The sequence below is a fragment of the Aurantimonas marianensis genome (assembly GCF_024195285.1).
Lineage (GTDB): Bacteria > Pseudomonadota > Alphaproteobacteria > Rhizobiales > Rhizobiaceae > Aurantimonas > Aurantimonas marianensis.
Genome location: NZ_JALHBS010000040.1, coordinates 1 through 3675, shown reverse-complemented (window position 1 = coordinate 3675; position 3675 = coordinate 1). Strand labels below are relative to the sequence as shown.

4 protein-coding genes are annotated in these 3675 nt (G+C 65.1%); 2 read left to right on the top strand and 2 right to left on the bottom strand.

From position 1 onward, the window contains the following. Positions 1–321: glycosyltransferase family 4 protein (locus MJ956_RS07745; RefSeq protein WP_253963910.1), on the top strand; the 321-nt coding region annotated here is incomplete at its 5' end. Here MJ956_RS07745 and MJ956_RS07740 read toward each other — a convergent pair. Both MJ956_RS07740 and MJ956_RS07735 read right to left on the bottom strand, forming a co-directional pair. After that, positions 285–1094 carry a glycosyltransferase family 25 protein gene (locus tag MJ956_RS07740; RefSeq protein ID WP_253963909.1) on the bottom strand — a complete coding sequence of 270 codons (810 nt, stop codon included), beginning with the start codon at positions 1092–1094 and terminating at the stop codon, positions 285–287. The two genes, MJ956_RS07745 and MJ956_RS07740, sit on opposite strands and share 37 nt — an antisense overlap. A gap of 91 nt (positions 1095–1185) precedes the next feature. Further along, positions 1186–2583: a TrkH family potassium uptake protein gene (locus MJ956_RS07735; RefSeq protein ID WP_253963911.1), complete on the bottom strand. Its 1398-nt coding sequence runs from the start codon at positions 2581–2583 to the stop codon at positions 1186–1188. A gap of 260 nt (positions 2584–2843) precedes the next feature. On the opposite strand from MJ956_RS07735, the gene MJ956_RS07730 reads away from it, so the two are divergent. Continuing rightward, on the top strand, positions 2844–3675 hold an 832-nt coding region (locus MJ956_RS07730; protein ID WP_253963908.1), incomplete at its 3' end, for an NAD(P)/FAD-dependent oxidoreductase.

The following is a 3675-nucleotide window of genomic DNA, read 5'->3' as shown; positions in this document are numbered from 1 at the left end:
CTCTACGTCGCGCCGCCACGCAACGAGGGTTTCGGCCTGACCCCGCTCGAGGCGATGGCGTCCGGGGCGGCTGTCGTCGCCAGCGACGCCGGCGCCTTCGCGGACATGATCATTGAGGGCGAGACCGGACGCATCGTGCCGGTCGGCGACGAGAAAGCCCTCGCGGCGGCCGTCGAGGCCTATCTCGCCGACCCCGATGCCTTGGCGCGGGCGGGCGCCTCGGCGCTGGCCCATGTCAGGGCGAAATTCCCGCTGGCGCGCGAGGCAGCGGAAATCCAGCGTGTCTATGAACGGCTGTGGTCGGCCGCGGATCGCGGCTGAAAATCGCGATCGTCGACCAGCGTCCGCCGGTACCGCCGGCCGAACAGGCGCATGACATGCTCTCCCGCCAGCTTCACCTGCGTGATCAGGCGTCGCACGTGGAAAGGCAAATTCTCACGCGTGAGCGCCAGTCGTTGGCGGGATGCCTGAACGCTCGAAGCGATCCGGATCGGCGGCTCGATACCCCTCGCCTTCAGGATATGCAGTTGCATGGCGAGCGCCGGCTCCACCTGATAGGAGACAAGGCGTTTCAACGAATGGATGAAAGCGTCCGCAGGCGCCGCCCCCAGCCGAGCCCGTGCAAGCAGCTTGCGGGCGCCGCTCGGCCACAAGACATAGGCGGCGGCCCCCGCCTTGTCGCGATAGGTCCGGACGATCGCGACGTCGCCGAGCGGACGCGCGCGCCGCGCGACGATCCGCTTGCGGTCGAAACTTTCCAGATTGAGCAGGTCGATTTCGGCGAGCGTCGTCAATCGGGGCAGCAGTGCGGTGAGTTGCCCGGCAAGCCGCACGTCGTCCTCCAACACCAGTGCCGGCTCGCTTTCGCGAGCCACCTGGCGCCAAACAGTCTCGTGCGACAGGAAACAGGCCAGCTCAGCCCGGGTCAGCGGCCGCTCCCAGGCGCGGCCGATACCATGCGCCGTCTCGTCCGAGACGTCGTCGGCCGAAACCGCCGCGAGCCGCTCGAGCGGCAGGCCGAGTCGGGCACCCTGCTCCTCCATGAAGGCGCGCCGCTCGGTGGCTCCGTCGAGATTGATATAGACGATGCGCATGTTCGCTCCGGATTACCTCCTCCGCCTCAGAGGCCGCCGGGGGAGGCCCGCAGTCGTTCGGCGGCCCCCGGTCGTTCGGTGGCGACGAGCATCAATCCAGCCAGACCGACGGGAACAGCAGGATGAGAACCGTCACCAGTTCCAGCCGGCCGAGCAGCATCCCGACCGACAATATCCACAAGACCGGATCCGGGAGCGAGCCGAAATTGCCCGCCGGGCCGATGATCTGGCCGAAGGCCGGACCGACATTGGCCAGGGCCGTCAACGATCCGGTGAAGGCCGTGACCAGGTCGAGGCCCAACATCGTCAGCAAGACCGTGCCGGTCAGCAGCGCGCCGAAGAACAGGAAAAAGAAGATGGTGACTGTCTGGATCGTCTGCGGCGAGATGTCGTCATTGCCGTATTTCAACCGGATGACGGCATGCGGCCGCACCAGCCGGCGAAAGCTCGAGCGGACCAGCAGATAAAGGATGACGAGCCGGTTGGCCTTGATGCCGCCGCTCGTCGACCCGGCGCATCCGCCGAGAAAGGTCGCGAGGAAAAACAGGCCGATCGCCGCATTCGACCACAGCGTATAGTCTTCCGACGCATATCCTGTGGTGGTGATGATCGAAACCAGATTGAAGGCCGACGACAGCAGCGCCTCGCCGAACGGTGTGTCATTGACCACCCGCCGCGTCACCGACATCGCGAGACTGAGCACCAGGCAGATCATCAGGAAGACCACGATCTGCGGATCGCGCCAGAGCTGGAAGCGTCGGGGCAGGAAGGCCCTGATGTAGATCACGAAGGGCAACGCCCCCAGGATCATGAACACGATGGCGGCGAACAGGATGCGATTGTCGTCGAAATACCCGATCGAAGCATCGTGGGTCGAAAAGCCGGCGGTCGCGACCGTTGTCATGGCGTGGTTGACCGCATCGAAAAAGCTCATGCCGAGGGCGGTGTAGGTCACCGCACACATCACGGTCAGGACGACATAGGCGGTGACCAGTCCGCCGACCAGCTGGTTGATCCTGGGCAGGACCTTATCCGATTTGTCGGAGCTCTCCATGTGGAACAACGCCAGTCCGCCGGCCTGCAGCGAGGGCAGGATCAAGAGCACCATGCCGACGATCCCGATACCGCCGAGCCACTGCAGCAGCGAGCGCCACATCAAGATTCCCGGCGACAGCGCGTCGAGGCCGGAGATCACCGTCGAGCCGGTCGTCGTCAGCCCCGACATGGATTCGAAGAAGGCGCCGGCGAAGGTGACATTGACTTCCGAAAAGTAGATCGGCAACGAGCCGACGACCACCGCCACCAGCCAGACGGTCGTAACCAGCAGGAAACCGAGCCGCTGGGTGAATTTCGGCCGTTCGCCGCGCGTCGCCACGGCCACGAGCACGCTGACCATGCCGACGAGCAGACTGGCTCCGACGAAGACCCGCCATTCCTCGTTTTCGTCGGCAAGGTCCACCAAGGCCGGAATGATCATCGCCGCCGCCAGGGCGAGCCCGAAAATCGTGGTGACGTGGGCGATGGTCCTGAAAATGGAACGGCTCCGGGAAAAGTTCTTGGCCTGCGCCCGGGGGCGGGGAAACAGCGGGCTTTCTTATCCGCTTGGCCCGGGATCGGCAATCCGTGCGAGGCTTCCCACGCGCGGTCCCCAGCTTGCGGGCGGCTTATGTTGCAGCACCGCACCCCCTCGTCTATTGAACGGCCGAACCTGCGATGCCATCTGCCAAACGCCAATCGAGCGAGGCCGCCATGACTGAACGCCATGTGGACATTCTGATCGTCGGGTCCGGTCCGGCAGGCTACACCGCCGCGATCTACGCGGCGCGCGCCATGATGAAGCCGCTGCTCGTCGCCGGCCTGCAGGAAGGCGGCCAACTGACCATCACGACCGATGTCGAGAACTATCCCGGCTATGCCGAGCCCGTCCAGGGTCCGTGGATGATGGAGCAGATGAAGAGCCAGGCGCTCAATGTCGGGGCGGAGATCGTCAGCGATCTCATCGTCGACGCCGATCTCGGCCGGCGGCCGTTTCGGCTGACCGGCGATTCGGGCGCGGTCTACACCTGCGACGCGCTGATCATCGCCACCGGCGCCCAGGCCAAATGGCTCGGCCTGGAAAGCGAGACGATTTTTCAGGGCTTCGGCGTTTCGGCCTGCGCTACCTGCGACGGCTTCTTCTACCGCGGCAAGGACGTCGTGGTGGTGGGCGGCGGCAACACCGCCGTCGAGGAAGCCCTGTACCTTTCGCACATCGCCAAGTCGGTGACGCTGGTGCATCGCCGCGACGAGCTCCGGGCCGAGCGCATCCTGCAGAATCGGCTCTTTGCCGCCGACAATGTCGAAATCGTCTGGAACACCGAGGTCGAGGAGATCCTGGGCGTGGTCAAGCCGATGAAATCGGTCAACGGCATTCGATTGAAAAACCGCGTGAGCGGCGAGGTCAGCGAACGGGCGACCGACGGCGTGTTCGTCGCCATCGGCCACGCGCCGGCGGTCGAGCTGTTTGTCGGAAAACTGAAACAGAAGCCGTCCGGCTATCTCTGGGTGGAACCCGGCACGACGCAGACCTCGATGCCGGGCG

Excerpts from the sequence above, each read along its gene's own strand:
- MJ956_RS07740 (WP_253963909.1), bottom strand. The coding sequence starts at position 1,094 with ATGCGCATCGTCTATATCAATCTCGACGGAGCCACCGAGCGGCGCGCC.